The organism is Methylopila turkensis (assembly GCF_027922325.1).
GTDB lineage: Bacteria > Pseudomonadota > Alphaproteobacteria > Rhizobiales > Methylopilaceae > Methylopila > Methylopila turkensis.
Window position 1 is genome coordinate 536,395 of sequence record NZ_BSFL01000003.1, and the last position, 25,477, is coordinate 561,871.

At 69.3% G+C, this 25,477-nt stretch carries 30 protein-coding genes; 13 read left to right on the top strand and 17 right to left on the bottom strand.

Going from position 1 to position 25,477, the window contains the following annotated elements; translation table 11 throughout:
• Positions 1-47: 47 nt before the first annotated feature.
• The 5 genes from PKE78_RS13800 to PKE78_RS13820 all read right to left on the bottom strand — a co-directional run bounded on the left by PKE78_RS13800 (position 48) and on the right by PKE78_RS13820 (position 4,651).
• The gene (locus tag PKE78_RS13800) at positions 48-998 is read right to left on the bottom strand and encodes a ring-cleaving dioxygenase (protein WP_271201478.1); all 951 of its coding nucleotides are present in this window, start codon (positions 996-998) and stop codon (positions 48-50) included.
• 159 nt (positions 999-1,157) lie between these two features.
• Complete coding sequence (locus tag PKE78_RS13805) at positions 1,158-1,502, bottom strand: hypothetical protein (protein ID WP_271201479.1); 345 nt, start codon at positions 1,500-1,502, stop codon at positions 1,158-1,160.
• Between the two features lie 193 nt (positions 1,503-1,695).
• Complete coding sequence (gene otnC, locus PKE78_RS13810; RefSeq protein WP_271201480.1) at positions 1,696-2,337, bottom strand: 3-oxo-tetronate 4-phosphate decarboxylase; 642 nt, start codon at positions 2,335-2,337, stop codon at positions 1,696-1,698.
• Positions 2,334-3,602, bottom strand: a complete 1,269-nt coding sequence (gene otnK, locus PKE78_RS13815) for a 3-oxo-tetronate kinase (RefSeq protein ID WP_271201481.1) — start codon at positions 3,600-3,602, stop codon at positions 2,334-2,336. Before otnK ends, otnC begins: the two co-directional genes overlap by 4 nt.
• A 23-nt stretch (positions 3,603-3,625) precedes the next feature.
• A complete protein-coding gene (locus PKE78_RS13820) occupies positions 3,626-4,651 on the bottom strand; it encodes a LacI family DNA-binding transcriptional regulator (protein WP_271201482.1) in 1,026 nt (341 codons plus the stop codon).
• A 99-nt stretch (positions 4,652-4,750) separates the two neighbouring features.
• Here PKE78_RS13820 and ltnD point away from each other — a divergent pair, with 99 nt between their 5' ends.
• The 6 genes from ltnD (at position 4,751) to PKE78_RS13850 (ending at position 10,677) form a co-directional block, all read left to right on the top strand.
• The gene (gene ltnD / locus PKE78_RS13825) at positions 4,751-5,698 is read left to right on the top strand and encodes an L-threonate dehydrogenase (RefSeq protein ID WP_271201483.1); all 948 of its coding nucleotides are present in this window, start codon (positions 4,751-4,753) and stop codon (positions 5,696-5,698) included.
• 73 nt (positions 5,699-5,771) lie between these two features.
• Positions 5,772-7,076 carry an MFS transporter gene (locus tag PKE78_RS13830; protein ID WP_271201484.1) on the top strand — a complete coding sequence of 435 codons (1,305 nt, stop codon included), beginning with the start codon at positions 5,772-5,774 and terminating at the stop codon, positions 7,074-7,076.
• Between the two features lie 162 nt (positions 7,077-7,238).
• The gene (gene otnI, locus PKE78_RS13835; protein ID WP_271201485.1) at positions 7,239-8,015 is read left to right on the top strand and encodes a 2-oxo-tetronate isomerase; all 777 of its coding nucleotides are present in this window, start codon (positions 7,239-7,241) and stop codon (positions 8,013-8,015) included.
• Between the two features lie 132 nt (positions 8,016-8,147).
• Positions 8,148-8,540, top strand: a complete 393-nt coding sequence (locus PKE78_RS13840; RefSeq protein ID WP_271201486.1) for a RidA family protein — start codon at positions 8,148-8,150, stop codon at positions 8,538-8,540.
• A 60-nt stretch (positions 8,541-8,600) separates the two neighbouring features.
• Positions 8,601-9,692 (top strand): ATP-dependent DNA helicase, encoded by a 1,092-nt coding sequence (locus PKE78_RS13845; RefSeq protein WP_271201487.1) that lies wholly within the window; start codon positions 8,601-8,603, stop codon positions 9,690-9,692.
• 127 nt (positions 9,693-9,819) lie between these two features.
• Positions 9,820-10,677: a quinoprotein dehydrogenase-associated SoxYZ-like carrier gene (locus PKE78_RS13850; RefSeq protein WP_271201488.1), complete on the top strand. Its 858-nt coding sequence runs from the start codon at positions 9,820-9,822 to the stop codon at positions 10,675-10,677.
• Between the two features lie 144 nt (positions 10,678-10,821).
• Here PKE78_RS13850 and PKE78_RS13855 read toward each other — a convergent pair whose 3' ends face one another.
• The 7 genes from PKE78_RS13855 to PKE78_RS13885 form a co-directional block, all read right to left on the bottom strand.
• Positions 10,822-11,163 carry a hypothetical protein gene (locus PKE78_RS13855; RefSeq protein ID WP_271201489.1) on the bottom strand — a complete coding sequence of 114 codons (342 nt, stop codon included), beginning with the start codon at positions 11,161-11,163 and terminating at the stop codon, positions 10,822-10,824.
• Entirely contained in the window at positions 11,160-11,846 is a 687-nt protein-coding gene (locus tag PKE78_RS13860; RefSeq protein ID WP_271201490.1) for a hypothetical protein, read from the bottom strand. The genes PKE78_RS13855 and PKE78_RS13860 overlap by 4 nt, the downstream gene beginning before the upstream one ends.
• Positions 11,847-12,005: 159 nt before the next feature.
• Entirely contained in the window at positions 12,006-12,689 is a 684-nt protein-coding gene (locus tag PKE78_RS13865) for a response regulator transcription factor (protein WP_271201491.1), read from the bottom strand.
• A complete protein-coding gene (locus PKE78_RS13870) occupies positions 12,686-14,314 on the bottom strand; it encodes a sensor histidine kinase (protein ID WP_271201492.1) in 1,629 nt (542 codons plus the stop codon). The genes PKE78_RS13865 and PKE78_RS13870 overlap by 4 nt, the downstream gene beginning before the upstream one ends.
• 96 nt (positions 14,315-14,410) lie before the next feature.
• Positions 14,411-14,668, bottom strand: a complete 258-nt coding sequence (locus PKE78_RS13875; protein ID WP_271201493.1) for a histidine kinase — start codon at positions 14,666-14,668, stop codon at positions 14,411-14,413.
• Between the two features lie 50 nt (positions 14,669-14,718).
• Positions 14,719-15,150 (bottom strand): cupredoxin domain-containing protein, encoded by a 432-nt coding sequence (locus PKE78_RS13880; RefSeq protein WP_271201494.1) that lies wholly within the window; start codon positions 15,148-15,150, stop codon positions 14,719-14,721.
• A gap of 333 nt (positions 15,151-15,483) precedes the next feature.
• Positions 15,484-15,699 carry a hypothetical protein gene (locus PKE78_RS13885; RefSeq protein WP_271201495.1) on the bottom strand — a complete coding sequence of 72 codons (216 nt, stop codon included), beginning with the start codon at positions 15,697-15,699 and terminating at the stop codon, positions 15,484-15,486.
• Between the two features lie 368 nt (positions 15,700-16,067).
• Between PKE78_RS13885 and fae the strand changes: the two genes are divergently transcribed.
• Positions 16,068-16,580 (top strand): formaldehyde-activating enzyme, encoded by a 513-nt coding sequence (gene fae, locus PKE78_RS13890; protein ID WP_271201496.1) that lies wholly within the window; start codon positions 16,068-16,070, stop codon positions 16,578-16,580.
• Positions 16,581-16,725: 145 nt separating this feature from the next.
• Here fae and speB read toward each other — a convergent pair whose 3' ends face one another.
• Positions 16,726-17,718 (bottom strand): agmatinase, encoded by a 993-nt coding sequence (gene speB, locus PKE78_RS13895; protein WP_271201497.1) that lies wholly within the window; start codon positions 17,716-17,718, stop codon positions 16,726-16,728.
• An 87-nt stretch (positions 17,719-17,805) separates the two neighbouring features.
• Here speB and PKE78_RS13900 point away from each other — a divergent pair, with 87 nt between their 5' ends.
• Complete coding sequence (locus tag PKE78_RS13900; protein WP_271201498.1) at positions 17,806-18,312, top strand: hypothetical protein; 507 nt, start codon at positions 17,806-17,808, stop codon at positions 18,310-18,312.
• Positions 18,313-18,386: 74 nt separating this feature from the next.
• On the opposite strand, the gene rpsI is transcribed toward PKE78_RS13900, so the two are convergent.
• The 3 genes from rpsI to PKE78_RS13915 form a co-directional block, all read right to left on the bottom strand.
• Positions 18,387-18,866 (bottom strand): 30S ribosomal protein S9, encoded by a 480-nt coding sequence (gene rpsI / locus PKE78_RS13905; RefSeq protein ID WP_271201499.1) that lies wholly within the window; start codon positions 18,864-18,866, stop codon positions 18,387-18,389.
• 2 nt (positions 18,867-18,868) lie between these two features.
• Positions 18,869-19,348 (bottom strand): 50S ribosomal protein L13, encoded by a 480-nt coding sequence (rplM, locus tag PKE78_RS13910; RefSeq protein WP_271201500.1) that lies wholly within the window; start codon positions 19,346-19,348, stop codon positions 18,869-18,871.
• Between the two features lie 193 nt (positions 19,349-19,541).
• Positions 19,542-19,994 carry a PaaI family thioesterase gene (locus PKE78_RS13915; protein WP_428981274.1) on the bottom strand — a complete coding sequence of 151 codons (453 nt, stop codon included), beginning with the start codon at positions 19,992-19,994 and terminating at the stop codon, positions 19,542-19,544.
• A 147-nt stretch (positions 19,995-20,141) separates the two neighbouring features.
• On the opposite strand from PKE78_RS13915, the gene PKE78_RS13920 reads away from it, so the two are divergent.
• The 4 genes from PKE78_RS13920 to PKE78_RS13935 all read left to right on the top strand — a co-directional run bounded on the left by PKE78_RS13920 (position 20,142) and on the right by PKE78_RS13935 (position 24,015).
• Entirely contained in the window at positions 20,142-20,831 is a 690-nt protein-coding gene (locus PKE78_RS13920; RefSeq protein WP_271201501.1) for a phospholipase C/P1 nuclease family protein, read from the top strand.
• A gap of 190 nt (positions 20,832-21,021) precedes the next feature.
• Positions 21,022-22,083 carry an SDR family oxidoreductase gene (locus PKE78_RS13925; protein ID WP_271201502.1) on the top strand — a complete coding sequence of 354 codons (1,062 nt, stop codon included), beginning with the start codon at positions 21,022-21,024 and terminating at the stop codon, positions 22,081-22,083.
• A 101-nt stretch (positions 22,084-22,184) separates the two neighbouring features.
• A complete protein-coding gene (locus PKE78_RS13930) occupies positions 22,185-22,631 on the top strand; it encodes a CoA-binding protein (protein WP_271201503.1) in 447 nt (148 codons plus the stop codon).
• An 85-nt stretch (positions 22,632-22,716) separates the two neighbouring features.
• A complete protein-coding gene (locus PKE78_RS13935; RefSeq protein ID WP_271201504.1) occupies positions 22,717-24,015 on the top strand; it encodes an O-acetylhomoserine aminocarboxypropyltransferase in 1,299 nt (432 codons plus the stop codon).
• A 2-nt stretch (positions 24,016-24,017) separates the two neighbouring features.
• On the opposite strand, the gene PKE78_RS13940 is transcribed toward PKE78_RS13935, so the two are convergent.
• Positions 24,018-25,124 carry a COX15/CtaA family protein gene (locus tag PKE78_RS13940; RefSeq protein ID WP_271201505.1) on the bottom strand — a complete coding sequence of 369 codons (1,107 nt, stop codon included), beginning with the start codon at positions 25,122-25,124 and terminating at the stop codon, positions 24,018-24,020.
• 145 nt (positions 25,125-25,269) lie between these two features.
• Here PKE78_RS13940 and PKE78_RS13945 point away from each other — a divergent pair, with 145 nt between their 5' ends.
• A complete protein-coding gene (locus PKE78_RS13945) occupies positions 25,270-25,476 on the top strand; it encodes a DUF2842 domain-containing protein (RefSeq protein ID WP_271201506.1) in 207 nt (68 codons plus the stop codon).
• The last annotated feature ends 1 nt before the right edge of the window (position 25,477 follow it).

Consider the following 25,477-nt stretch of genomic DNA (forward strand, 5'->3'; position numbering starts at 1 on the left):
CAACGAACGATACAGAACGCAATGATCCAATTCGCGGACCGCTCCGCTCATAGCGGCTTCAGCCCGGCCTCGATCTCGGCGCGGCGATGCTCCAGGAACGGCGGCAGCGCCAGCCGCTCGCCGAGACTGTCGGCCGGCTCGTCGACCGCGAAGCCCGGGCCGTCTGTCGCGATCTCGAACAGCACGCCGCTCGGCTCGCGGAAGTAGAGCGAGCGGAAGTAATGGCGGTCGATCTCGCCGCTGTTGCGTACGCCGAGCCCCGACAGCCGCTCGGTCCAGGCGCGCAGATGGTCCGCGTCCGGCGTGCGGAAGGCGACGTGGTGGACGCCGCCCGCGCCCTGCTGCGCGAAGTCGAGGCCGGGCTCGACCGCCACATGCAGCTCGGCGCCGGGCCCGCCGTCGTCGCCCATCGCGAACACATGAGCCGCGGCGCCGTCCGCGTCGCGCCGCTCGCCGAGATCGCGCATGCCGAGCGCTTCGGTCAGCAGCCGCGCGGTGCGCTCGAGCTTCGGCGCGCTCATGGTGATGGGGCCGAGCCCGATGATCTGGCGGTCGGCGGGAACCGGGCTCCGCTCCCAGGTCCGGGCCGCGGCGCCGGTCTCGTCCGCCGTCAGCCGCAGCCGCTGGCCCTCGAAATCCTCGACGTCGACGCTCAGGCGGCCGGCGCGTTCGGCGATGGCGGACGGGGCGTAGCCTTCCTCCGACAGCCGCTCGCGCCACCATGCGAGCGCGTCTTCGCCTGAAACCCTCAGGCCGGTGCGGACGACGCTGTTCGAGCCGCGGCGCTCGCGCGGGGCCGGCCAGTCGAAGAAGGTTATGTCGGTGCCGGGCGAAGCCTCGCCGTCGGCGTAGAACAGGTGATAGGCGCTGACGTCGTCCTGGTTGACGGTCTTCTTGACCAGCCGCAGGCCGAGCGTCCCCTCGTAGAAGCGCCGGTTGCGGGGCGCGTCGGCGGTGATGGCGGTGAGATGATGGATGCCGGTCAGTTTCGGCGTCATGGCCCTGTCTCCGTGTTCGGTCGACCGGGCATATCGTTCGTTCGCGCCCTCGCCGGAAGCGCCTGATCCGCCCGCAACGCATTGCCCCGGCGCAATCGGATCGCGCCGGGGCAGGCGTGCGGGACAACGGCGGCGTCCGTCAGGACGCGCGCCGCGGCGTCACTGCGCCTTCTTGCCGTCGTCGTTGCGCGCCTCGGTCGAGGTCGCCTGGCCCTCGTAGGCCAGCATGCCGTCCTTGCCGATCACGATCTTGTCGCCCTTCGTCGCGGCGAGGCCATAGGCGAAGGGGCCTCCCCGGACCTCGCACCCATCCGGGCAGTCGACGGTGGCGGACTTGCCCGCGTCGATCTTGGTCTTCGGCTCTTCCGATCCGAGATCGACGGTGATCTCGTGCGCCTTGTCGCTCTGATTGGTGACCGTGACGGCGAGCGCCGGACCGGCGACCAGCGCGCCGGCCCCAACCAGCGCCGCAGCCAGGGTCTTGGCGCCGAACATCGTCATCATATCGTTCCCTCCTCTGTTGAACTGTCGCGGCCGCCGTTCGAGCAACGGCCATGACAAGTGAAGTGTGGAAACGAAGGCAGGGAACAATATCCCTACGCTTTCGTGAAGAGAGCCCTTACGCGGATGTGAAAGGCAAGCATCTCTGGCTGACGCTGCTGTTATAATATCTGACGCGTCCGTGACGTAAAGCAACTCACCAAAGCGAGTGCTTCTCCCGCAGCTCTTCGACCTGCTCGCAGGTGAGCGGACGCACCCTCGATCCACGAAGCAGAAGGTAGAGCTTCGCGGTCTCCTCGAGCTCTTCGGTGGCGTGCATGGCGGCGTCGAGGGTGGTTCCGGCGACCACCGGGCCGTGGTTCGCCAGCAGCACCGCGTGGTGCGTCCCTGCGAGCTTGCGCACCGCCTCGGCGAGCGCCGCGTCTCCGGGCGCGTGGTAGGGCACCAGCGGCAGCCGGCCGACCCGCATGACGTAATAGGCGGTGATCGGCGGCAGGCAGTTCTCGCAGTCGACGCCGTCGAGGCAGGACACCGCCACGGAATGGGTGGAGTGCAGATGCACGACCGCGTTTGCGCCGGGGCGTTCGCCATACATCGCCTGATGCAGGAACGACTCCTTGGTCGGCTTGTCGCCGCCGACGTGGCGGCCGTCGGCGTCGATCTTCGACAGACGCGCGGGGTCGAGTTCGCCCAGCGAGGCGTTGGTCGGCGTCATCAGCCAGCCGCCGTCCGGCAGCGCGACCGAGAGGTTGCCGGTGGAGCCGAAGGTCAGCCCGCGCCGGAACAGCGAGGCTCCGCAGGCGCAGAGCTTCTCGCGCAGCCTTGTCTCCTCGCTCACGCCAGCTTCTCCCACGCCTTGAGGAAGAAGTCCGGCGCGCCGAAATTGCCGGACTTGAGCGCCAGCGCGAGCGGGCGTCCGCCCACGCTGCGCGTCCACGGCACGCCGGGATCGATTTCGGGACCGATCGCGAAGGCGTCGACCTTCAGCGCCTGCACCACCGCGCCGGAGGTCTCGCCGCCGGCCACGACGAAGCGGGTGAAGCCGCGGTCGGCGAGCGCGGACGCGACCTCGCCGAGCAGGCCCTCGACCAGCGCGCCGGCGGCTTCGCGGCCGAGTTCGGCCTGCGCGGCCTTCACCTCCTCCGGCTCCGCGCTCGACCACACCATGGCGAGCCCGTCCGGCTTCTGCGACACGACCCAGTTGACCACGTCCTCGGCCGCGATCGCGCCGGAGGCGATCGCGCGCGGATCGACCTTGAAGTCGGGCACGCCCGCCTCCCGCGCGGCCGCCACCTGCCCGCGCGTCGCGGTCGAGCACGACCCCGCCAGGATGATCCGGCGGCCGGCAGGCGCGTCGAGCCGCGCGGCCGGTTCGAACAGCTCCGCGATCAGCCCCGCCTCGCGCCAGGCCGCCGGCAGCCCCATGGCGACGCCGGAGCCGCCGGTGATCAGCGGCAGATCGGCCGAGGCGGCGCCGATCGCGCGCAGGTCCTCGTCCCGGACCGCGTCGACGATGGCGTAGGCCTTCCCCTCGCCTTCCTCGCGCGCGAAAACCGCGCGGATCGCCTCGGCGCCGCGGCCGACGTCGGCGATGTCGACCAGCCCGACCTTGCGGGCGGTCTGGCGGCCGAGCACGGCGACGAGGTCGCTGTCGCGCATCGGCGTCAGCGGGTGATCCTTCATGCTGCTCTCCGCGAGCAGCGTTCCGTTCACGTAGAGCAGGCCGTGCTCGATCGTGCGTCCGTTCGCCGGAAAGGCCGGGCAGGCGATGGTGAACCGCGCCCCGAGCCGATCGAGCAGCGCGTCGGCGACCGGGCCGATGTTGCCCTCGTCGGTCGAATCGAAGGTCGAGCAGTATTTGAAGAACAGCCGCTCAGCCCCGAGCGCCCGCAGCCGGTCCGCCGCCGCGATCGACTGCTCCACCGCCTCGGCGGCCGGAATGGTGCGCGACTTCAGGGCGACCACGACCGCGTCGACCCCGTCGAGCGCGAGGTCGTCGGTCGGCAGGCCGTTCGCCTGGACCGTCCGCAGGCCCTCGCGCGCCAGCATGAGCGCGAGATCGGTCGCCCCGGTCAGGTCGTCGGCGATGCATCCGAGAAACATGAATCCTCCAGCCCGTTTTCTTGTCAGTCCGTTCCGCCGGCGACGACGTCGAACCCGACGTCCGTCACCTTCGGCGGGGTTTCGCCGCGCAGACGCGCGCAAAGTACTTCGCCGGCTATGCGACCGATCTCGCCGCGCGCCGTGCGCACCGTGGTGAGCGGCTTCGGCAGCGCGTTCGCGAGCTCCAGCCCGTTGAAGCCGACAAGCGCGAGCCGGTCCGGAACGTCGACGCCGGCCGCCATGCAGTGGAAGGCGCCGCCGAGCGCCATGTCGTCGTTCGAGAACACGACGGCGTCGAGTTCCGGCGCCACCTCCAGCAGCGCCGCGAGCGCCGCCCGCCCCGCCCCGACCGAGGACGGCGCGTCGACCACATGCGCGCCGGCGAGCGTGAGGTTCGCGTCGCGCTTCAGCGCGGCCTCCAGGCCGGCGCGGCGCTTGGCGGCGCGCAGGTCGCCGGCGCCGTGGCCGACATAGCCGATGCGCGAGCGCCCCCGCGCGAGCAGCCGGCGCGCCGCTGCGGCGCCCGCCGCCGTGTGCGACAGGCCGACGGCGAGATCGACCGGATCGCCCTCTATGTCCATGAGCTCGATGATCGTGGCGCCAGAGGCGGCCAACATCTCGCGCGTCTCGGGCCGGTGCTCCAGCCCCACCAGCACCAGCGCCGCGGGCCGCCATGCGAGCAGCGCCGCGACCGCGTCGCGCTCTGCGTCGAGGTCGTAGTCGGTCACGGCGACCAGCGTCCGCAACCGCTCTCCCGCGATCGCCCCGTTCAGGCCGCTCAGCACGTCCGGAAACACGCTGTTCGACAGCGACGGCAGCACGACGCCGACGAGATTCGAGCCCGCGGAGGCGAGCCCGCCTGCCAGCCGGTTCGGGACATAGCCGACGGCCGCGATCGCCGCCTCCACCTTGGCGCGCGTCGCCGCCGAGATCGGCCCGCGGCCCCGCACCACGCGGGATGCGGTGATCTCGCTGACGCCGGCCGCGCGCGCCACGTCGGCGAGCGTGGCGGCGGAGACGGCGCGGTGCGGACGGTGCTCATTGGACATGGCTAGAGGCGTCCCGGCGGGTTCTCACGCCTCATACGATCATATGACAGCGCTGTCATCACGACGCTTGCATCAATGACAGCGCTGTCATATGGCGTAATGCGCAATTTCAGGACCGAGGACGCAGCCATGGCCGCCGGGCTCCCGCCGAAAACGATCGCCGTCATCGGGCTCGGCTCCATGGGCTTCGGGATCGCCGCCTCGCTCGCCCGCGCCGGACACGCCGTCACCGGCTGCGACATCGATCCGGCGCTCGTCGCACGCTTCGCCGGGGAGCACGGCTTGGGCGCCGCCACCCCGCTCGAAGCCGCGAAGGGCGCCGACATCGTCGTCGCGGTCGTCGTCAACGCCGCCCAGACGCGCGCGGTGCTGCTCGGAAACGGCGGCGCGCTCGCCGCGGCGAAGCCCGGCGCGCTGGCGATCGCCTGCGCGACTATGTCTCCCGACGACGCGCGCACGATCGCGGCCGAGGTCGCGGCGACCGGCCATCTCTATCTCGACGCCCCGATCAGCGGCGGCGCGCAGCGCGCGGCGGAAGGCGCCCTCACGGTGCTCGCCTCCGGGTCGGACGCGGCCTTCGCCGCCGGCGAGCCCGCCCTCGCAGCCATGGCGGCGACGCTGCACCGGCTGGGCTCCGAGCCTGGCGTCGGCGCCGCCTTCAAGATGGTGAACCAGCTGCTCGCCGGCGTTCACATCGCCGCCGCCTGCGAGGCTCTGACCTTCGCGCAGCGTCTCGGGCTCGATCTCGCCAAGGTCTACGAGGTCATCACCGGCTCGGCCGGCAATTCGTGGATGTTCGAGAACCGCGGCCGCCACGTTGTCGAGGGCGACTACGCCCCCCGCAGCGCCGTCGACATCTTCGTCAAGGACCTCGGCATCGTCGCCGACATGTCGCGCGCCGCAAAATTTCCGACCCCGATGGCCGGCGCCGGCCTGCAGCTCTTTCTGATGACCGCCGCGGCCGGCATGGGCCGCGACGACGACGCCTCCGTCGCCCGCCTGTTCGCCCGCATCGCGGGCCTCGAGCTTCCGAACGCGCCGGACTGACCGGCCCGACCCCGCATCGACCCGTCACCGGCCGCACCGAACGACGCGCCGGAACGGTCGCAAGGAGACGCCCATGACGACCGCTTCCCTCGCCGACGCGCCGGCCGAGACCGAGTTCGCCGCCGCCACCTACCGCAAGGTGTTCTGGCGCCTCGTGCCCTTCCTGATGCTGCTCTACGTGATCGCCTACCTCGATCGCGTGAACGTCGGCTTCGCCAAGTTGCAGATGTCCGGCGACCTCGGCTTCAGCGAGACGGTGTTCGGCCTTGGCGCCGGCCTGTTCTTCATCGGCTATTTCCTGTTCGAGGTGCCCTCGAACATCCTGCTCCACAAGCTCGGCGCGCGGGTCTGGATCGCGCGCATCATGGTGACCTGGGGCGTGATCTCGGCCTGCTTCTGGTTCGTGGAGACCGCGTGGCAGTTCTACGCCCTGCGCTTCCTGCTGGGCCTCGCCGAAGCCGGCTTCTATCCCGGCATCATCCTCTACATCACCTACTGGTTCCCCTCGCATCAGCGCGCCCGCATCATCGCGGTGTTCATGGCGGCGATCCCGGTTTCCGGCATCTTCGGCGGGCCGCTGTCGGGCTGGATCATGGACGCCTTCAATGGCGTCGGCGGCCATGCCGGGTGGCAGTGGATGTTCCTGCTGGAGGCCGCGCCTGCGGTGCTGCTCGGCGTCGTCGTGTTCTTCTATCTCGACGACCGCGTCCGCGACGCGAAGTGGCTCAACGACGAGGAGAAGGCGCAAATCGCGCGCGACATCGCCGCCGACCATCAGGGCAAGACCTCGGAGGCCTCGTTCGGCGCCGTGGTCCGCGACCCGCGCATCTGGGCGATGGCGTTCATCTACTTCTGCATCGTCATGGGCCAGTACGGCCTGACCTTCTGGCTGCCGACGCTGGTCAAGGGCAGCGGCGTGCAGGGCAACCTGATGATCGGCCTGATCAGCGCGATCCCGTTCCTGGTGGCGGTCGTGGTGATGATCCTGTGCGGCCGCAGCGCCGACCGCATGCGCGAGCGGCGCTGGCACCTGATCGTCCCGGCGCTGATCGGCGCGGTCGGCTTCGTGATCTCCGCGACCGCCGGCAGCCCGCTGATCGGCATCGTGGCGCTGTCGGCGGCCGCCGCCGGCGTGCTGACCTGCTCGCCGCTGTTCTGGTCGCTGCCCACCGCCTTCATCAGCGGGGCGGCCGCGGCGTCGGGCATCGCGATCGTCAACTCGGTCGGCAATCTCGCGGGCTTCGTCAGCCCCTACGCCATCGGCGCCCTGCGCGACGCGACCCAGAGCACGGCCGCCGGCATGTACATGCTCGCCGGCATGCTGACGATCGCCGCGATCGCGATCTACCTCACGCCGGCGAAGCTGGTGAACCGCTGACGCGTGACGCCCGCCGTCGCGTCGGAAACACGCTCCGCGTCATGCCCCGGCTTGTCCGGGGCATGCTCTCGGTCCGCGAGCCGATCCAACCCTGGATCCCCCGGACAAGCCGGGGGATGACGCGCGTCAGATGACCCACGCGTTTCATTTCCGGAGGTATCAATGCCCCGCTTCGCCGCCAACCTGACGATGATGTTCAACGAGCGGCCGTTCCTCGACCGCTTCGCCGCCGCGGCCGACGCTGGTTTCACCGCGGTCGAGTTCCTGTTCCCCTACGACCACGCGCCGGACGTGGTGGCGGCGAAGCTTCAGGCGGCGGACCTGACCCAGGCGCTGTTCAACATGCCGCCCGGCGACTGGGCGGCGGGCGAGCGCGGGATCGCGGCGCTCCCCGGCCGTGAGGCCGAGTTCGACGCGGGCGTCGACACGGCGATGGCCTACGCCGAGGCGACCGGCGTGAAGCGGCTGCACATGATGGCGGGCCTGGTCCCGGCCGACGATCCGGCCGCGAACGCCGCCTACCGCCGCGCGGTCCGCGTCGCCGCGGAAAAGCTCGCCGAAAAGGGCGTCGACCTTCTGCTCGAGCCGATCAACGGCCGCGACATGCTGGGCTACTTCCTGAACGACTTCGGCAAGGCCGCGGAGATCATCGCCGAGCTCAATCTCCCGAACGTGAAGCTTCAGTACGACGTCTACCACCGCCAGATCCTCCACGGCGACGTGCTGGTCTCGCTGGAGGCGATGCTGCCGATCGTCGGCCACGTCCAGATCGCCTCCGTGCCGAAGCGCAACGAGCCGAACACCGGCGAACTCAACGACAGCGCGATCTTCGCGGCGCTCGACCGGCTCGGCTACGACGGCTTCGTCGGCTGCGAATACCGGCCCGCCGGCGTGACCGAGGACGGGCTCGGCTGGCTCCGGCCGCATCAGGCCAGCTGAGGCCGGCTTTCGTCCTTCGGCACGCTTCCGGCGACGCGACGGACGCTCTGCCGCCGGGTTGACATACGCCTCGTATGTACGATCTAGGCGGAACCGGGACCTATGTCGTCGATCCTGCAAAGGAGCCTTCCCATGCCCAAACGCGACGCGGTGTTTCCCGCCGGACGGCAGGCCATCTACGAGCGCGACCTCTACTCCGCGGCGATCCGCTCGGGCGACCTGCTGTTCGTCTCCGGCCAAGTCGGGTCGCGCGAGGACGGCTCGCCGGAACCGGTGTTCGTCGACCAGGTCCGCCGCGCCTTCGACAATCTCGACGCGGTGCTGAAGGCCGCCGGCGCGACTTTCGAGGACGTGGTCGACGTGACCTCCTTCCACACCGACCCGGCGACGCAGTGGGATGACGTGCAGAAGGTGCGCAAGGAGCGGATCGGCGAAGCGCCCTACCCCAACTGGACCGCGATCGGCGCGACCTGGCTCGGCGGGTTCGATTTCGAGATCAAGGCGATCGCGCGCATCCCCTCCTGAACGACTTCGGCGCCGACTCGCGCTACAAACGCGGCTCCCGCAACCCCGCCGGACAGCACGATGCGCTGGTCGCCGCAGCAGGACGATGCGCTCGCCGCCGTGGCCGACTGGCTGCGCCGGCCGCGCGATCAGGTCTTCCGCCTGTTCGGCTACGCCGGAACGGGCAAGACCACGCTCGCCCGCCACCTCGCCGAGGACATGGACGGCGACGTCGCCTTCGGCGCCTACACCGGCAAGGCGGCGCTCGTCATGCGCTCCAAGGGCTGCGAGGGCGCCTCCACCATCCACGCCATGATCTACCGCCCGCGCGGCGGCGACGAGGAGGGCCCCTCCTTCTCGCTGAACCGGGACGGCTCGGCCGCAAAGGCCGACCTGATCGTGATCGACGAGTGCTCGATGGTGGACGAGGAGCTCGGTCGCGACCTGCTCTCCTTCGGCAAGAAGGTGCTGGTGCTGGGCGACCCGGCCCAGCTCCCGCCGGTGAAGGGCGGCGGCTTCTTCACCGAGGCCGAGCCCGACGCCATGCTGACGGAGGTCCATCGCCAGGCGGTCGACGACCCGATCATCCGCATGTCGCTGACGGTCCGCGAGGGCCAGGAGCTCGACGCCGGCGTCTACGGCGAGAGCCGGGTCATCTCCCGCCGGGACATCAAGACCGAGGACGTCACCGGCGCCGACCAGGTGCTCGTGGGCATGAATCGCACCCGCCGGCTCTATAACAACCGGCTCCGGGAGCTGAAGGGCCTGCACGACCCGATGCCGGCGGTCGGCGACAAGCTGGTGTGCCTGCGCAACGACAAGACCAAGGGCCTGTTCAACGGCGGCACCTGGACGGTGCAGCGGCTGAAGGGGACCGACGCCACGCGCGTCAAGATGGACGTCACGCCGGAGGACGAAAGCTCCCGCCGATCGGTCAGCGTGTCGGTGCTGCGCGGCTTCTTCGAGGGCGAGGCGGAGGCGATCCCGTTCGCGCAGCGGCGGCGCTCCGACGAGTTCGACTACGGCTATGCGCTCACCGTCCACAAGGCCCAAGGGTCGCAGTGGGACGACGTGGTGCTGTTCGACGAGAGCTACGCCTTCCGCGAGCACCGGGCGCGCTGGCTCTACACCGGCCTGACGCGCGCCGCGAAGCGCGTCACCGTGGTGCGCTGAACCCCGTCGCGCCGCAACGGTTTCAGGCCGTTTCAGGCATCTGGCGAGCCCTCGCGAAAAGGCCTATATTTCCCTGAACGAGACCAAGACGACGCTTCAAGCGCGCCTGATCCAAGGGAGACGTCCGATGTCCTTCTCTCCACGTTCGTCCGGCCTGAACGGCGTCCGTCTGGCGGCGGCGTTCGGCCTCGCCGCTGCGCTCGTCGCCGCGCCCGCGCTCGCCGCGCCCGGAACCGACCAGAACACCGACAAGACCTTCGAAACGTTCCGCAAGGACGCCTTCGGCGACAAGGCGATCGAGCGCGACAGCGCTCTGCTGACGATCGACGCGCCGATCCGCGCCGAGGACGCCGCCGTGGTTCCGATCGACGTCAACGTGACCCTGCCGAAAGACGATCCCCGCACCGTCAAGGCGGTGACGCTGATCGTCGACGAGAACCCCTCCCCCGTCGCCGCCACCTTCACGCTCGGCCAGGAGCGGCGCGAGTTCGCGCTCTCGACGCGGCTCCGGGTGAACGCCTACTCGTCCGTGCGCGCCGTGCTCGAGACCAGCGACGGCCAGCTCCACATGGCGGCCCGCTTCGTGAAGGCGAGCGGCGGCTGCTCGGCGCCCGCGCTGAAGGACGAGGACCAGGCGATGGCCAATCTCGGCCAGCTCAAGTTCCGCCCCGCGGTCGCCAATGCGTCCGCCAAGCCGCGCGACGACGGCTCTTCGGACGCTCAGCTCATGATCCGCCACCCGAACTATTCCGGGCTGCAGATGGACCCGATCGACCGAACCTACATCCCCGCGCGCTTCGTCAACAAGATCGTCGTCAAGCAGGGCGAGGCCACCGTGTTCACGATGGAAGGCGGCATCTCGCTGAGCGAGGATCCGGCGATCCAGTTCTCCTACCTTCCGGGCGCCGCGCCCGTCACGGTGAACGCGCAGGACACCGAGGGCGTCCAGTTCTCCGGCGAGATGCAGGGCCGCCCGAAGTCCTGAGATCGCGGCGTCATCCTCGGGCTTGACCCGAGGATCCACCGGGCTCCGCCCCGTCCCGATCGGGGCCCATATCCCGCGACGTAAAAAGCCCGGCGAAGCGCCGGGCTTTTTCATTCACTCGACCTCAGCGCCGCGGCTGCGGCGTCAGGGGAAACACTTGATCTCGGCCTCGGCCTGGGCGCGGCGGAGGTCGGCGACGATGTCGCGGAACTGGCCCGTGCTCCGGAACACCTCGGACGACTGCCCCGCGACCTGGTTCATCCGCAGGATCGTCTCCGCCTCCTCGTACTCCTTGTACGGAAGGATCGTGGCGATGGTGTCGATCGAGCAGGCGCAGTGCTCGAGCGACTGGCGGGTCTGCCCGTTCGAGGCCATGCAGCCGAAAATGTAGTCGGCTTTCACGACGGTGGTGTAGTCGCCGTCCACGTCCGCCGCCGCCGGGAAGGCGAAGGCGATGGCGACGGCTGCGAGAAGAGCGCGCCTCATTTGGCGTCGGCCTTGGCCGCGGCGACGCCCTGGAGCGTCAGGTTCTCGACCAGCAGCGGCGCCTCGGCGCCCTTCTTCGGCGTCACGGTGACGAGCTTGTAGAGACCGCCGGGAACCGCGTCGGAGAAGATCAGCTCGTAGGAGCGCTCCGCGAAGTCCTTGAACCTCTCGCGCTCGACGTCTTTCGTGAACGGCTTCAGCGTCACGCGCCAGCCGTCGACGCTGCGTCCGTCGAACTCGACCTTCACCGCTTCGACCACGCCGCCGTCGTTGATCGCGTCGCGCATGCGGTTGCGGATGTAATAGGGGCTGCCGCCCAGCACCTTCTGCATCTCGCGAACGTCCTGCTCGAGCAGCGCGATGACGACCGGATTGCCGGCGGTCCCGAGCGGACCTACGGTGCGCGCCCGGGAGCCGGTGAACATGTCGACGACGGCTTCCTTGCGCCCCTTCTCATCGTTCGAGAGCTTGAGCGTCACGCTGTCCTCGAAGGACGGCGACAGACCCTTGTCGTCGGTCTTGCGCTCGAAGCGGTAGGACAGCGCCGCGCCGGCGTCGATTTTCGCGAGATAGGGCTGCTCGAACACCAGCTCGACCGCCGTCGGCGCGGCGTAAGCGGGGCTCAGGAAGCAGAGAGCGGACACGGCCGCAGCCGCGACGGCGCGGCTCGCAATCTTCAGCATGGGTATCGCCTTCCTCAACCTTGGGGGCTTCTCGGGCGCGCTTGAGCGTCGCCCACGCGACCAGCGCGGCGGCCCCTTCCGGGAAGATTATGCACCGCCGAGGGACGTCACGCCAAGGGCGCAGCCGTTTCCCCTCGACCCGACGTTCGGACCGCCCCTTCAGCTGGCGGCGAACATGAAGCCCCTGCCCCGGACCGTCACGATAAGCCGGCCGCCGTCTGGAAGCGCCTCGCCGAGCTTGTGGCGGAGATAGCCGATGTAGACGTCGACCACGTTGAGAGAGGCGCCGCCATGGCCGGCCCAGAGCGCGGCGAAGATGTCGGCGCGGGCGAGCGGCTCGCCGGCGTGGCGCATCAGCAGCGCGAGCAGGTCGACCTCGCGCTCGGTCAAGCGCGCCGAGCCTTCCGAGGTGGTGACGACGCGCGTCTCCAGGTCGACGTCGAGCGGGCCGACGATCAGATGGCGCTGGTCCGCGCCGTCGTTGTCGCGGCGCATCTCCTGAACCCTGACCCGCGCCAGCAGCTCCTCGAAATCGAACGGCTTTACGAGATAATCGTCCGCGCCTGCGAGCAGGCCTTCGGTGCGTTCGGACACGCTGGAGCGCGCGGACAGCATGATAATGGGCGCGCTCTGCCCGGCCGCCCTGAGCGCCTTGCACACCTCGACGCCGGAGCGGCCGGGCAGCATCACGTCGAGGATGATGGCGCAGAACGGTTTGCTGGTCGCGACCGCGAGCGCCGCCTCACCATCTCCCACCAGCTCCACGTCGTAGCTCTCGGCCGCGAACCCGCGACGCAGAACGGAGCCGATGTCGGCGTCGTCTTCGACGATCAGGATGGTCATGAACGGGCTCCGATCACGAGGCGATGCGCAAGCGCAGGAAGGCGGATGGTGACCGTGGTCCCCGGCGCGCGTCCGGGAGCCGCTGTCCGGCTGTCGAGCGAGATCGAGCCGCTGTGCCGCTCGACGACCCAGCGCGCGAGCGCGAGGCCGATGCCGAAGCCGGAGCTTTCGCGGTCGGCCTGGGCGCCGCGGTAGAAGCGTTCGAACACGTGGGGAAGATCAGCCTCGGCTATGCCCTCGCCGTCGTCGCTGACGGCGACGGCGACCGTGTCCGCCGAATCGATCCCGGCGATGAGGCGGACCGTGCCGCCGTAGGTCGAATGCCGCAAGGCGTTCGCGACCAGCCCCTCGATCACCTGCCGCATCCAGTCGCCGTCCGCCTCGACCTGCAGGTCGAAGTCGCCGGCATCGACGACGAGCGCGATGCCGCGCGCCCGCGCGGCGGGCTCCATCGCCTCCCGCACGTCGGCGAGCAGATCCTTGATCTCGACCGGCTCGAGCTCGAGCTCGAGCTGGCCGCTCTCCGACCGGGCGACGCGCAGCAGATCCTCGACGCGCCGGTGAAGCCGCCGGGCGCGGGAGCGGATGGTGGTGAGCGCGGCGGTGAGCGCAGCCTCGTCGCCCTTGCCGCGCAGCGTGACGTCGGCCTCGCCGAGGATGACGGTGAGCGGCGTGCGCAGCTCGTGGCTCACATCGGTGAAGAAACGGCGGCGGGCGCGGTCGATGTCGGAGAGGCGCTCGTTCGCGCCGCGCAGCTCCGCGGTGCGCTCGTCGATCACCTCCTGCAGGCGCGCTTGCGCCGCCATCAGCCGCGCCTCCTTGCGCGCGAGCTGCGAGGCCATCCGGTTGAACCGCATCATGGCGAGGCTGAGTTCGTCATGGCCGCGCACCGGCAGCCGGATGTCGGTGCGTCCGCGCGCGATGTCGGCGGCGGCGGAGGCGACCTGGGAGATGCGCGACACGAGCGGGCGCGCCAGCGCGCGATAGGCGGCAAGCGCCAGCAGGGTCGCGAGCCCGACCCCGCCGATCGCGCCGGGCAGCAGCTTTGCCCGGAGCTCCGCCATCGCGGCCTGGGCGGCGTTCGCGGTCGCGCGCTCCTCCTCAATCGCCTGGCTCAGCGAAGGACCGAAGGCGGCCGCGAACGTGTCCATGGCGGTGCGCAGGCGCTCGACGTTTCCGGCCTGCCCGAGCCGCGCGTCCCGGATCGATTCGAGCGCCTGACGGTCGAGGAAATCGAACCGCCCTCGCATCTGCGCCAGCACGCGGCTGCGGGCGGCGATCAGGGTGGCCTGCTCGTCGTCGCTCGAACGGACCACCGCCCGGGCGATCTCCTCGTCGAGCCGGACGAAGGTTTCCTGCACGCGCTTGCGCGGCAGCGAAAGTCGGTCCGGCTGACCCTTCGCCTCGGTGGTCTGCATGGCGACGAGCGCGTAGTCGCCGACGCGTCCGGACAGCGACGACAGCAGCTCCAGCCGGCGCTGCGCCGAAGCGAGCCCCTCCACATGGTCGTCAGCGATCACGAAGGTCCAGACGACCGCGAGCCCAGCCGCGACCGTCGTCAGAACGGCGGCCGCGAGCAGCAGCGCCATCCGCACCCGGAGAGACCTGAGAAAGGAGCGCCACATCAGGCGATGCCCCCGGCGAAAGCGGCCCGGCGGAGCTCGCCGGGCCATGGGTCGGCGGCGCCGGCCGCGCGTTCGCCGCGCGACCGGCGCCTTTGCTCACTTGCCAGCCTTGACCGCCTTCTTCGCGTCAGCGACGGCGTCGAGGCACTCGTCATACTCCTTCTCGCCCTTCTCGCGCTCGGCCACGCGCAGCGCCGTCTTCAGCTTGTCGGCGACGGGCTGGGCGGGCCCCTTGGCCTGCTCGGCCTTGATCATCGCGATTCCGGCGTCGCATTCCGCCGCGTCGTCGGCCCTGGCCCCAGCGGCGCCGGCCGCCAGAACCGCGGCCGCCAGAACCCATGCTCTCGTCTTCACTGCGCTTCCTCCCTTTTTTCGCCCGGCGCTTTCCCGCGCCTTGTCGGCTGTCACTTGACCTTGAACGTCCCCGTCATGCCGCGCTGTTCGAGCCCGTCGATCCACCATTTGAAATTGCCCGGACGGATGACGACGAACTCGATCCGGATCGCGCCCTCGTCGTCCCACTCGAGATGATGGGGCGTTCCGGGGCCGTGAATCTCCAGATGGTTGATGACGATCTGGTTGATCCAGATGTGCCGGAACAATTCGGGCGAGAAGAACTTGTATTCCTTGCCGCCGTTCGAGACGATGTCGAGCTGGTACGACTTTCCGGCCTCGAGCTCGTAGTCTTTCTGGCTCACAGCGTAGTCGTTGCCGTCCTTGTCGCCCAGCACCAGGTCCGGCAAGGTGGTGCGGTTCTTGGCGAGGTCGACGGCCGCGGAGGGCGTCGCGGCGAAGGCGAGGAAAGCCGCCGCAAGGGCCGCCGATGGCTTGATCATGATGTCCTCCACTTCGGACGTCCGTGGACCGGACGCTTCCAGGTTTGGCCGGATGAACCCCTTGCGGGCCAGGCTCTTGATGTCGTCAACGTCGCCAACGCTCTGGCGGAAGCAAGACGCGGCGGCGACCTAGAGCGCACGGAGCTGAGGCCGCGCGCGACAGGACGCCGCCCGGACGCGGGCCGTCCCGCAGCGGCATCTCTCGTCTTGACCTATACGAAGGTCGCACGCGGCGATCACCCCATCTCGTCTTGCCACGCGACAGTAATGACGCGATCGATTTGCGTCTACGCTTTTGAATATTATTCTTTTCTTATAAAGGTTTACTAAGGCTCAGCGCCGCTGGTCGAGCGCCGCCGCGCGGCTCGCCGGCCCGCAGGTCCAGCGCGTCACCTGCCATTCCGGGTTGCTTTCCGTCCATTCGACGATCGCGGGCACGGCGCTCGCCATGCACAGGCGCGGGTCGGTTCGCTCGACGGTCATGGCGACGTGCTCTTCGCGGCAGGTCTGGGGCGACGCGGCGAGACACACCAGCAGAACGAGATCCATCGCAGTCTCCTCATGCGACTGGCGACGCGTCCGGCGCGGACTCGCCGGGCGCGTCCGATAGCGCAAAGGATACGCTTATTATTTTGCGTCGCAATATCGTAATGTTGCATTGCGGTGACGCCATGGGGACGAAATCGCGGGCTTCAACCGCGTCATTATGAACCCGAAATCGCCTGAAACCCGCCGGAAGAAGCTCTTGCCGTCCGCGTACGGTCCCGACTAGTGTGCGCGCCGCATGCCCCTGCATGGCGCTATCGGGTCAACCGGTTCGGCTCCCACCGAACGCAGACGCAAAGATAGCCTAGGGCATCGGTCGGCGCGCTTGATCGGGCGCCGGCGACACCATGGCTTAACCTGGGAGGATGCTTATGGCGAAGATCACCAAGACCCTGATCGGCGAGTCGCTCGTCGGCGACGGCAACGAAGTCGCTCACATCGACCTCATCATCGGACCGCGCGGCTCGACCGCGGAGTCCGCGTTCGTGAACGCGCTCACCAACAACAAGGACGGCTTCACCTCGCTCCTCGCGGTGGTGACCCCGAACCTGCTCGCGAAGCCGAACACGATCCTGTTCAACAAGGTCACCATCAAGGACGCCCGTCAGGCCGTCCAGATGTTCGGCCCGGCGCAGTACGGCGTCGCGAAGGCTGTCGTCGACAGCGTCGCGGAAGGCGTGATCCCCGAGGACGAAGCCGACGACCTGTTCATTTCGGTCGGCGTGTTCATCCACTGGGAAGCGGCGGACGACGCCAAGATCCAGCAGTACAACTACGAAGCGACCAAGGAAGCCCTCAAGCGCGCCGTCGACGGCGAGCCGAAGGCCAAGGACGTGGTCGCCCAGGCCGCGACCGCGAAGCACCCCTTCGCCGCGAACGCGTAGAGCGGAAACCACCCTGGACAGAACCCGCCTGCAGCAAAGCCTCCAGGCCTGCTCCAGCGGTTGGCCGCTCTGTTGACTGGTAAGTAGAACGGACGGCGACGGCTCGAAGCGCAAGCTTCGGGCCGTTTCCATTTTCAGCCCGCGCTCAAAGGGCGATCGAGACGCCCGCGCGCTTCCGCTCGGCGAGCAGTCCGAGATAGGCCTGCGCCAGCGCGCAGCCGGCGAGCGCGGTGATCCCGGCGTGGTCGTAGGGCGGCGAGACCTCGACGATATCGAAGCCCTTCAGGTCGAGCGCGCCGAGACGACGCAGGCACGAGATCGCGAAGGCCGACGACACGCCGCCCGGCACCGGCGTGCCCGTGCCCGGCGCGAAAGCCGGGTCGAGGCAGTCGATGTCGAACGAGACATAGACCGGCGTGTCCTCCACATGGCCGAGGATGCGGCTCGCGACCGCGAGCGGCCCCATCTCCCCCGCCAGCAGCCCGTCGACGATCGCGATGCCGTAATCCTGCGGCGCATGGGTGCGGATGCCGACCTGCATCGAGCGTTCCGGGACGATCAGGCCGTCGCGCACGGCGCGGGTGATCATCGTGCCGTGGTCGATGCGGCGGCCGTCGTCGTCCCAGGTGTCCTGATGGGCGTCGAACTGGACCAGCGCGACCGGGCGGCCGAGCCGCGCCACCAGCGCCTTCAGCACGGGATAGGTCAGGAAGTGGTCGCCGCCGAGCGTCACGAGATGGGCGCCGGTCGCAAGGCGCTTCGCCGCCTGGGCTTCGATCGCGTCCGGCATGAGCTCGACGCGGCCGTAGTCGAGTGAGCAGTCGCCTGTGTCGGCCACCGCCATGTCGGCGAAGATGTCGAATCCGAAGGGATAGGCGGGGTCGCCCACGTTCACGGTCGAGGCCTCCCGGATCGCCCGCGGCCCAAAGCGCGTGCCCGGCCGGTTGGAGACCGAGGTGTCGAGCGGCACGCCCCAGACCGCGACGTCAAACCCTTCCGCCGAGCGTGCGTAGGGGCGGCGCAGGAAGGAGACCGCGCCGGCGTAGTTCGCCTCGATCGACTCGCCGTAGCGGCGGGAGGCGTCGAGCGCGTCGTCGACCGGTCGGGGATGGAGGGGATCGGACGTGGTCTGTGCCATGCGCTCTGCCGTAACAGGGGCCGCCGGAACGCGCCAATGCCGCCTGAGCGACGTCGTTCCATGGGCCGGGAACTGGGAGAACGCATTATGAAAGGTCTCGCCCACGCCGTCGCTGCGTTTCTGGCGTTCGCGCTTCCGGCCCCCGCAGCGGCCGAGGAGGAGCAGGCCGGCGGCTGGCTGCTGCGCTCGGAGACGTCGGCGTCGGACGGCCGGACGCTGGTGATCGCGACGCAGCGCGCGGTCGGCGCCGCGGGCTCCGAGCCGACCTACCTGACGGTGCGGTGCATCGCCGGGCGCACCGAGTTCTTCGCCGGCACGGCGGGCGACTGGGGTACGCCGCGTCGTCCCTTGAAGGTGTCCTGGCGGGTGGGACGAGACCTCGAGGGCGAAAGCTCGTGGGACGTCTCCACCAACGGCAAGGCCGCCTTTTTGAGCGGCGACGTTCCAGCCTTCCTCCGCAGCCTGCCCGAAGACGCCGCACTGACGATCGGCGTGGTCGACCCAAGCGGACAACGGCAGGAGACCGCCTTCCCGCTCGCTGGCCTTTCCGCCGTTCGGGCGCGGACGGCGGCCGCCTGCGGCTGGACACCCTGACGACGACCCAAAACGAAAAAGGCGGACCCGAAGGCCCGCCTTTCCGCAATTCCGTGACCTGAAAGGTCCGGCGATCAGCGCTTGGAGAACTGGAAGCTCCGACGCGCCTTGGCGCGGCCGTACTTCTTGCGCTCGACCACGCGGCTGTCGCGGGTGAGGAAGCCGCCCTTCTTGAGGGCGCCGCGCAGCTCCGGCTCGAAGTAGGTGAGCGCCTTCGACAGGCCGTGGCGCACCGCGCCGGCCTGGCCGGAGAGGCCGCCGCCGGCGACCGTGACGGTCACGTCGTACTGGCCCTTGCGGTTCACCACGTCGAGCGGCTGCTGCAGGATCATGCGCAGCACCGGACGGGCGAAGTAGACCTCGAGCGCGCGCTTGTTGATCTCGATGCGGCCGGAGCCGGGACGGATCCACACGCGGGCGACCGCGTCCTTGCGCTTGCCGGTGGCGTAGGCGCGACCGTACTGGTCGACCTTCTTCTCGTGCTTCGGCGCGTCCGGGGCGACGGCGTTGATCGCGCCGCCGAGGTCGCTGAGCGACTGGATGTTCTCGGCCATGATCAGGCGCTCCGGCTGTTCTTGCGGTTCAGGGCCGCGACGTTGAGCGCCGTCGGCTGCTGGGCTTCGTGCGGGTGGCTCTCGCCGGCGTAGACGCGGAGGTTGCCGAGCTGCTTGCGCCCGAGGGGCCCGCGCGGAAGCATGCGCTCCACCGCCTTCTCGACGACGCGCTCCGGGAACCGGCCGTCGAGGATCTGGTGCGCCTTGCGCTCCTTGATGCCGCCGGGATAGCCGGTGTGCCAGTAGTAGGTCTTGTCCTGACGCTTCTTGCCGGTGAAGGCCACTTCGGAAGCGTTGATGACGATGACGTTGTCGCCATCATCGACATGAGGGGTGAAGGTCGGCTTGTGCTTGCCGCGAAGACGGAGCGCGATCAGAGACGCAAGCCGGCCGACGACCAGGCCCTTGGCGTCGATCACGACCCACTTCTTCTCGACCTCGGCCGGCTTGGCCACATAGGAGCGGGCCAGTTGGGGGCGCATGGGGTCTGCCTCGATTGAAAACGACAGCGCGCGGAGACGGGCTCCGCGCGACGGAGTGGTTGATACTCATTGCGGCCCAGAAAATCAACACCACACTGGTTTGTAAACCTGAGCAAAATCAAAAGGTTATAAAAAAGGTATTATAGAACCCCTATCGTAAGCGGCTGAAATCCTGAAAGCGCGGGTCCCGTCCCTACCCTTTCGGCGGGATCGAATAGGTGGCGACCACATGCGCCACCGGGTCCGCGTCGCGCGAGAACAGCTCGGCCTCGCCCACCGCCAGCGTGCGCCCGATCTTCAGGAAGCGGCATTCGGCGATCATGTCATGCGGCTCCGGGCGGCGGAGGAAGTTGATGGACAGGTTCGTCGTGACGGCGAGCTTCACGGGGCCGATCGCGCCGAGCAGCGCGACGTAAAGACCGACGTCGGCGAGCGCCATCATTGACGGGCCTGAGACGGTGCCGCCCGGGCGCAGCCGCCGCTCGTCCACCAGCAGCCGCGCCCGGCAGGAGCCGTGGCCGACGGCTTCGAACACGAAGCCGCCATCCTCTGGAATTTGAGGGAACTCCGCCGCAAGGAACGCCGCCACGTCGTCGAGCGTCATGCGCGGAGTGAGATCGTGAGCCTTGCGTGGCATTTCCGTCATGGCAGCGTCCCGATTGTGCGGTCATAGTCCCGAATCGAAGGTGCCTGCCCGCATGTCGGGCGCGGGCGACCTCCGTCCGGGCGACACAGCCCTAGCGGGGTCCATGCGCAAGACCAAGGAGGCGAACGTCGTCTTCTGGAGGACTACATGCTTTCAGCTCCCTCGCGCCGCGCCCTGAGCGCGCTCGCCGTCGCGCTGCTCGCGGTCGCCGCGCCGGCGGCGTTGGCCACCTCCGCCGTCGCGCAGGACCAGTCCGCGCCTGCGCCGGACAGCGAAGCGAATCCCGCCGAGATCGAACCGAAGCAGATCAAGCTGACGCCGGCGCTGGTGGAGGCTTTCCTCGCGGCCTGGCCGGAGTTCGAGACGCTTCGCGAAAAGCTGACGGCCCAGACGCCGGCCGCCAAGGCGCAGGAGAGCAACCCGAAGGACGCGCCCGAGAGCGACGAGGCCGAGGTCGGCGAAGCCGAGGACCCGGTCGGCGCCCTCGCCGGCTACCTCGACAAGCCCGAGGCCAAGGCCGAGATCGACGCGGTGCTGAAGAAGCACAATTTCGCGACCTATTCCGACTGGGCCGACACCGCGCAGTCCGTGCTGCTCGCCTTCGGCGCGAGCGATCCGGAAGGCGGCGAGACCGACCTCGCCTCCGAGAAGCGCAAGGTGCAGACCGAGATCGAGAACGATGGCGCGCTGTCCGACGAGGAGAAGCAGGCGGCGCTGAAGGACCTCGACGAGCAGTTCGCGGCGCTCGAGAGCTTCCAGCCGCTGCCGGGGAACGTCGACGTGGTGAAGCCCTACGTCGACAAGGTCAAGGCGCTGTTCGGCGAAGACCAGAACTGAGCGACCGGTCGCGACGCCTTCCGATGTGACTTTGCGGCTTCCGCCGGAGCCCGCATGGGCACCGCCGACGGCCAGGCCGGCGGGCTTCGGCGCAAACCGGCATTTCATCCGCGCACCGGCTCTCGTGCGGCTTCGCCCTGGCGGCGCCTGTCCCGGAAGCCTAGATCGCTCGTCCTGAAGAGGAGCGATCATGACGAACACAGCCCTGGTGGTCGGCGCGAGCGGCGTCGTCGGCGCCGCGACGGCCGAGGTCCTATCCGAGGCGGGATGGCCGGTGCTGGGCCTCGCCCGGCGTCCCGCCACGCAGCCGGGCGTCACCGCTCTCGCGGGCGACCTGCTCGATCCGTCGTCGCTGCGTGAGGCGCTGGCCGGCGCCGCTCCCACCCATGTCTTCATCGCCACCTGGCTCCGCCAGGAGACCGAGGCGGAGAACATCCGCGTCAACGCCGCGATGGTGCGGAACCTGCTCGACGCTTTGCGTCCGTTGGGGTCGGTGCGCCACGTGGCGCTGGTCACGGGCCTGAAGCATTACCTCGGACCGTTCGAGAACTACGGCAAAGGGACCCTCCCCCAGACCCCGTTCCGCGAGGAGCAGGGGCGGCTCGACGTCGAGAACTTCTATTACGCGCAGGAGGACGAGGTCTTCGCCGCCGCCGCCCGCGACGGCTTCGCCTGGAGCGTCCACCGCCCGCACACGATCATCGGACAGGCCGTCGGAAACGCCATGAACATGGGCACCACGCTCGCGGTCTACGCCTCGATCTGCAAGGCGACGGGGCGGCCGTTCCGGTTCCCCGGAAGCGAGACGCAATGGCGCAGCCTCACCGACATGACCGACGCGCGCCTGCTCGCCCGCCACATGCTGTGGGCGACCGAGACGCCCGCCGCCGCGAACGAGGACTTCAACGTCGTGAACGGCGACGTCTTCCGCTGGAGCTGGATGTGGGAGCGCATCGCGGCGTGGTTCGAGCTCGAAGCCGCGCCGTTCGACGGCGTGGTGCGGCCGCTGGAGGAGCAGATGGCGGACGACGCGGTCGTCTGGCGCGACATCGCCGCGCGGAGCGGTCTCGCGGAGCCCGACCTCGGGCGGCTGGTCTCGCCATGGCACACCGACGCCGACCTCGGCCGCCCCATCGAGGTCGTCACCGACATGTCGAAGAGCCGCCGCCTTGGCTTTTCCCTCTATCAGCCGACCGACGACGCCTTCTACGCGCTGTTCGAGCGGCTGCGCAGCGACCGGCTCATTCCGTAAGGGCGCCAGGAGCGCGGCGTGCTGTTCCGGCGCGTCGCGCTCCCGAATGCGTCGGCGCCGTGGGGGCTGCGCGGCGCGCGCGGGCGCCTTAAGTTTTGGGCATGACCCAGACCTCGCCCGACGCCATCCGCCAGATCCTCAGCTCCGTCCGCACCATCGCGGTGGTCGGGGCGAGCCCCAATCCCTCGCGCGACAGCCACATCGTCGCCGCCTTCCTCGCCGCCCGCGGCTACCGCGTGTTTCCGGTCAATCCCGGCCACGGCGGCAAGGAGATCGCGGGCCTCATGACCTACGCCTCGCTCGCTGAGGTTCCGGAGCCGATCGACATGGTCGACGTGTTCCGCGCCTCCGAGCACGTGCCGGCGGTGCTGGAGGAGACGCTCGCGCTGGCCAACAGGCCTGGCGTGTTCTGGACCCAGCTCGGCGTCCGGGACGACGCCTCGGCGGCGCGCGCCGAAGCCGCAGGCCTCGCGGTGGTGATGGACCGCTGCCCCAAGATCGAGATCGCGGAGCTCGGCCTGCCGCGGCGGTCGCCGGAGCCCGGTTGACGAGGGTTCATTCTACCAGAATGATGGATTAACCTCGCGTCACCGAAATTGACGCGAAATTGCAGCAAGATTGCAGGGGAATTTCATGTCGGACGACGTTGAGGGCGCGAACGGCCCCGGCTTCGCGACGCTCGCGGTGCACGCAGGAGCGCAGCCCGATCCGGCCACCGGCGCCCGCGCCACCCCGATCTACCAGACCACCTCCTTCGTGTTCGACGACGTCGACCACGCCGCCGCGCTGTTCGGCCTGCAGGCGTTCGGCAACATCTACAGCCGCATCACCAACCCCACCAACGCCGTGCTGGAGGAGCGGATCGCCGCGCTCGAAGGCGGCACGGCGGCGCTCGCGGTCGCCTCCGGCCACGCGGCGCAACTGCTGGTGTTCCACACCCTGCTCACCCCCGGCGACGAGTTCGTCGCCGCGCGCCGGCTCTACGGCGGCTCGATCAACCAATTCGGCCATGCTTTCAAGAGCTTCGGCTGGAACGTGGTCTGGGCCGACAGCGAGGATCCTGAGGCCTTCGCGCGCGCCGTGACGCCGCGGACGAAAGCGATCTTCGTGGAGTCGATCGCCAATCCCGGCGGCTCGATCACCGACCTCGAGCCGATCTCCCGGGTCGCCCAGGACGCCGGCGTTCCCCTGATCGTCGACAACACGCTCGCGACGCCGTACCTCGTCCGACCGTTCGAGCACGGCGCCGACATCGTGGTTCATTCCGCCACCAAGTTCCTGGGCGGCCACGGCAACTCGATCGGCGGCCTGATCGTCGACGGCGGCTCGTTCGACTGGCTTGGCTCGGGGCGCTACCCGTTCCTCAGCGAGCCTCGCCCGGAATATGGCGGCCTGACGATCGGCCGGAGTTTCGGCAACTTCGCCTTCGCGATCGCCGCCCGTGTCCTGTCGCTCCGCGATCTCGGCCCGGCGCTCGCGCCGTTCAACGCCTTCCTGTTGCTGACGGGAATCGAAACCCTGCCGCTCCGGATGCGCGCCCACAGCGACAACGCCCTCAAGGTCGCCACCTTTCTAGAGAGTCACGACAAGGTCGCCTGGGTGAGCTACGCCGGGCTCGCCTCCCATCCCCATCACGCGCTCGCGCAGAAATACGCGCCGCGCGGTGCCGGGGCGGTGCTCACCTTCGGCCTCAAGGGCGGCCACGAGGCGGGCGTCGCGCTGGTGTCGAACGTCAGGCTGCTGTCCCACCTCGCAAACGTGGGCGACACGCGCTCGCTGATCATCCATCCGGCCTCGACCACGCATCGTCAGCTCAGCGAGGATCAGAAAATCGCGGCCGGAGCCGGCCCCGACGTCGTGCGCCTCTCGGTCGGAATCGAGGACGCCGACGACATCGTCGCCGACCTCGAGCAGGCGCTCGCTGCGGTCTGAGATCAGGCGGTCGCCCGGACCACGCCGGATACGCCGGGCGCGATCCCGGCGCGCTCCCGCGCCGCGCGTTCGTGCAGAATCCCGGCGTTCATCACGGCGAGCCCCAGCACGACGACCGCTCCGAACTGGTGGGCGAGACCGGCCCAAAGCGGCACCACCAGCACCAGGGCAGCCACGCCGAGCGCCGCCTGCACGATCATGAGATGCGCCAGCGCAATCGCGCGCGTCCGCACTCTTCGGCACAAGCCGGCGCGCGCCACGGCGACTGCGTAGGCGATCGTCGCGGCGAGCAGCACATAGGCGCCGATCCGGTGGTTGAGCTGCACAAGCGCAACGTTGTCGACGAAGTTCTCCCACCAGGGCGTGACCGCGAACAAGGTCGAAGCCGAGGGCGCGAGGCCGCCGTCCATCAACGGCCAGGTGTTGAAGGTAAAGCCGGCGCGGGAGCCGGCGACCAGACCGCCCAACAGGATCTGCACGAAGGACAGCCCGAGCACGGCGTAAGCGCCGGCGCGAAGCCGGCCCGGCGTCAGGGCGCCGTCGCGCCCGAACTGGCGCAGATGGACGAGAAACAGGACAATGCTGGCGAAGAAGATCAGCGCCAGCCCGAGATGCAGCGTCAGCTTGATCGGCGCGACCGCCGTCATCCCCGGCTGCAGGCCGGACGCCACCATGATCCAGCCGACCGCGCCCTGCATTCCGAGCAGCAGCCCCATGCCAAATAGCGTCAGGCCCTCCGTCAGCGAGACACGGCGCGTCACGGCCGCGAAAGCCAGACCGAGGGCGAACACGAGCCCGATCGCCCGGCCGAGCTGGCGGTGGCCCCACTCCCACCAGTAGATGAACTGGAACTCCCCGAGCGACATGCCCTCGTTCAAGAGCTTGTACTGGGGGCTGGCGCGATACTTGTCGAACTCGAGGGCCCAGGCCGCCTCGCCGATCGGCGGAATGGCGCCCGTCACCGGCCGCCATTCGGTGATCGAAAGACCCGAGCCCGTCAGGCGCGTGGCGCCGCCGACGACCACCATCAGCGCGACCATCAGAAGCGTGAGGATGAGCCAGCCGCGAACGAAACGGCGCGGACGATCGGCGAAGGGCTGGTCCGGCATGAGTGGCGGCTCCTCGGGCGTGTTGCGCCAAGACGGTCGCAGCTAAGGTCGCGGCTGTTGATCACGCGACGTCGGAGCGCTTTAAGTCCGAAACGGCGGCGCGGGCAAGGCGACGTCGCGCCCCAGCAGGCACGGATGACAGAGAATGCCGCCTCGCATCAAAAAGTTGATCGGAACCGTGGCGTTGGTGATCGGCGTCTCGCTGTACGCGCTGATCGTCATGTTCGTAGGCCAATTGAAGCTCGCCGGAGCGCATCCGGCCGCCCAGCTTGCCTTCTTCGCCTTCTTCGGCCTGATCTGGGTGATCCCGGCCGGGCTCCTGATCCGCTGGATGGAGCGTCCCGGCCGCTGAG

Coding starts and splice junctions, on each gene's coding strand:
- PKE78_RS13820 (WP_271201482.1), bottom strand. CDS start 4,651: ATGTCCAATGAGCACCGTCCGCACCGCGCCGTCTCCGCCGCCACGCTC.
- ltnD (WP_271201483.1), top strand. CDS start 4,751: ATGCGCAATTTCAGGACCGAGGACGCAGCCATGGCCGCCGGGCTCCCG.
- speB (WP_271201497.1), bottom strand. CDS start 17,718: ATGGCACAGACCACGTCCGATCCCCTCCATCCCCGACCGGTCGACGAC.
- PKE78_RS13945 (WP_271201506.1), top strand. CDS start 25,270: ATGCCGCCTCGCATCAAAAAGTTGATCGGAACCGTGGCGTTGGTGATC.
- PKE78_RS13930 (WP_271201503.1), top strand. CDS start 22,185: ATGACCCAGACCTCGCCCGACGCCATCCGCCAGATCCTCAGCTCCGTC.
- PKE78_RS13855 (WP_271201489.1), bottom strand. CDS start 11,163: ATGAGGCGCGCTCTTCTCGCAGCCGTCGCCATCGCCTTCGCCTTCCCG.
- PKE78_RS13915 (WP_428981274.1), bottom strand. CDS start 19,994: ATGACGGAAATGCCACGCAAGGCTCACGATCTCACTCCGCGCATGACG.
- fae (WP_271201496.1), top strand. CDS start 16,068: ATGGCGAAGATCACCAAGACCCTGATCGGCGAGTCGCTCGTCGGCGAC.
- PKE78_RS13920 (WP_271201501.1), top strand. CDS start 20,142: ATGCTTTCAGCTCCCTCGCGCCGCGCCCTGAGCGCGCTCGCCGTCGCG.
- rpsI (WP_271201499.1), bottom strand. CDS start 18,866: ATGGCCGAGAACATCCAGTCGCTCAGCGACCTCGGCGGCGCGATCAAC.
- PKE78_RS13940 (WP_271201505.1), bottom strand. CDS start 25,124: ATGCCGGACCAGCCCTTCGCCGATCGTCCGCGCCGTTTCGTTCGCGGC.
- PKE78_RS13860 (WP_271201490.1), bottom strand. CDS start 11,846: ATGCTGAAGATTGCGAGCCGCGCCGTCGCGGCTGCGGCCGTGTCCGCT.
- otnK (WP_271201481.1), bottom strand. CDS start 3,602: ATGTTTCTCGGATGCATCGCCGACGACCTGACCGGGGCGACCGATCTC.
- PKE78_RS13850 (WP_271201488.1), top strand. CDS start 9,820: ATGTCCTTCTCTCCACGTTCGTCCGGCCTGAACGGCGTCCGTCTGGCG.
- PKE78_RS13865 (WP_271201491.1), bottom strand. CDS start 12,689: ATGACCATCCTGATCGTCGAAGACGACGCCGACATCGGCTCCGTTCTG.
- PKE78_RS13900 (WP_271201498.1), top strand. CDS start 17,806: ATGAAAGGTCTCGCCCACGCCGTCGCTGCGTTTCTGGCGTTCGCGCTT.
- PKE78_RS13880 (WP_271201494.1), bottom strand. CDS start 15,150: ATGATCAAGCCATCGGCGGCCCTTGCGGCGGCTTTCCTCGCCTTCGCC.
- PKE78_RS13935 (WP_271201504.1), top strand. CDS start 22,717: ATGTCGGACGACGTTGAGGGCGCGAACGGCCCCGGCTTCGCGACGCTC.
- PKE78_RS13800 (WP_271201478.1), bottom strand. CDS start 998: ATGACGCCGAAACTGACCGGCATCCATCATCTCACCGCCATCACCGCC.
- rplM (WP_271201500.1), bottom strand. CDS start 19,348: ATGCGCCCCCAACTGGCCCGCTCCTATGTGGCCAAGCCGGCCGAGGTC.
- PKE78_RS13805 (WP_271201479.1), bottom strand. CDS start 1,502: ATGATGACGATGTTCGGCGCCAAGACCCTGGCTGCGGCGCTGGTTGGG.
- PKE78_RS13925 (WP_271201502.1), top strand. CDS start 21,022: ATGACGAACACAGCCCTGGTGGTCGGCGCGAGCGGCGTCGTCGGCGCC.
- PKE78_RS13830 (WP_271201484.1), top strand. CDS start 5,772: ATGACGACCGCTTCCCTCGCCGACGCGCCGGCCGAGACCGAGTTCGCC.
- PKE78_RS13840 (WP_271201486.1), top strand. CDS start 8,148: ATGCCCAAACGCGACGCGGTGTTTCCCGCCGGACGGCAGGCCATCTAC.
- otnI (WP_271201485.1), top strand. CDS start 7,239: ATGCCCCGCTTCGCCGCCAACCTGACGATGATGTTCAACGAGCGGCCG.
- PKE78_RS13885 (WP_271201495.1), bottom strand. CDS start 15,699: ATGGATCTCGTTCTGCTGGTGTGTCTCGCCGCGTCGCCCCAGACCTGC.
- PKE78_RS13845 (WP_271201487.1), top strand. CDS start 8,601: ATGCGCTGGTCGCCGCAGCAGGACGATGCGCTCGCCGCCGTGGCCGAC.
- PKE78_RS13870 (WP_271201492.1), bottom strand. CDS start 14,314: ATGTGGCGCTCCTTTCTCAGGTCTCTCCGGGTGCGGATGGCGCTGCTG.